Source organism: Butyricicoccus sp. (assembly GCF_050872565.1).
Lineage (GTDB): Bacteria > Bacillota > Clostridia > Oscillospirales > Butyricicoccaceae > Butyricicoccus_A.
On the sequence record NZ_JBNMHC010000431.1, the window covers coordinates 1 to 1,655 of the forward strand.

Annotated in this window: 2 protein-coding genes; both read right to left on the bottom strand. The window is 45.4% G+C overall.

Annotation, left to right across the window (positions count from 1 at the left end):
• On the bottom strand, positions 1-438 hold a 438-nt coding region (locus tag ACR0P9_RS12200; RefSeq protein ID WP_432620531.1), incomplete at its 3' end, for a pyrroline-5-carboxylate reductase family protein.
• Positions 435-1,574 carry an MGDG synthase family glycosyltransferase gene (locus ACR0P9_RS12205; RefSeq protein ID WP_432620533.1) on the bottom strand — a complete coding sequence of 380 codons (1,140 nt, stop codon included), beginning with the start codon at positions 1,572-1,574 and terminating at the stop codon, positions 435-437. The genes ACR0P9_RS12200 and ACR0P9_RS12205, both read right to left, overlap by 4 nt.
• Between the last annotated feature and the right edge of the window lie 81 nt (positions 1,575-1,655).

Consider the following 1,655-nt stretch of genomic DNA (forward strand, 5'->3'; position numbering starts at 1 on the left):
GTTTCGATCTTCCGATGTAATATTGGCATTAAAACAAACCGCAGACATGGCTTCACCAACGAGAGCAGGCGTGTTGGGCATAACGCGAACCAGTTTTACCGGTTTTTCAAATCGGGCTTCGTTTGCGGCAAGGGTCTGTCCGGCAGCAATCATCACCACAATGGTTTCTGGCCGAATGACATCTCGAATTTCAGCAATGACCGTTTCATAGAGATACGGTTTCACGGAAAGTACAAGGACATCGGCTTGCGCTGCCGCTGCTGCGTTGTCCTTCTGAATAGTTTGAATGCCAAATTCTTCTTTTAATGCATCCAGCTTAGGAGCAGATGGGTTGCTTGCCAAAACACAATTTGGCGCAGCAAGGCCAGATGAGAGAATACCGCCGATCATTGCTTTTGCCATGTTTCCGGCGCCAATAAATGCATAATGTGTACTCATATAGATTCCTCCATGGTTTGAATTGTCTGTGCGATGTGCTGACACAGATCCTGTGTAGCGTGCGGTTTTGCGATAGCTTGGATGCTTTCCTGCAAGCGATCGATTCGTCCCGGACACTGAAATAGTAAATGCATGGCATCAGAAATCTGCCATGTCTTGGTAATATAAATCGCTGCACCGTTGGCTTGCAGAAATTCTACATTGCGGTCTTCTACACCAGGAAGCGGATGAATCATCAACATCGGCAAGCCCTTTGCCAGAGATTCACTGGTTGTAATTCCGCCGGGCTTGCTCAGCAGACAATCTGCTGCATCCATGATTTCATCGACGTTGCTCACGTAGCCAAATACTTTCATGGTATTATGTGTCTGCAAAGCTTGGACTTTTTCCAAGAGCTTTTCATTTTTACCGCAGATTACGATAATTTGTACGTCAAAAGGTAATTCTTCAATGGATGCGATATATTCCGGCAAATCACCGAATCCCATGCCGCCGCTCATAATTAAAATGGTCGGCAGTGTTTCATGCAATCCGAATTTTTGTCGCATTTCCAGCTTGTCATGCTTTTCTTGGAATTGTTTGCGAATCGGGATGCCGAATGGCAAAACGCGGGAAAAATCAATGCCGCGGCGGGAAAATTGTGGTTGTAAATATTCACTGGGCGCAACGATATACTCGAAATATTCAACATCTTCCCAATAATTTTGCACGGTAAAGTCAGTAATGATACCGTAGCAAGGACAGGTAATGGCACCATGTTCTTTGAGCAGATCAACAGCCTGTGCGGCGTAAACCATGGTGCACACAATGCAGTCTGGCGCATACGCATCAATGGCATGACGCAGCCGCGAAGCGAGAAAAGCATCTGCCAGCCGAGACGGCGTGTATTCGTTAAAGTCTTTTTCATCCTGCCACGTATAGGCGTTGGATGCCATATCATGAAAATGGGACAGAGTCTTCATAGAAAGAAAATATCCGCTCGCCGTTGCCTTTTTCAGATGTGGACTGATATATTCATACATGTCCAAAATTTCGCAGGAAGCGTCTGGATATTGTGCGGTAAAGCAATCAGAAATCGCTCCGGCAACAGCATTATGGCCATTGCCTAATGGTGCGGTGATAATCAGTAGTTTCATAGTAGTCTCCCTGTTATCTTGTAAGTATTCTACCTATAAGTATACGGCAGAGAGAGAGAAATGCAAGCCAATGAAACAAAA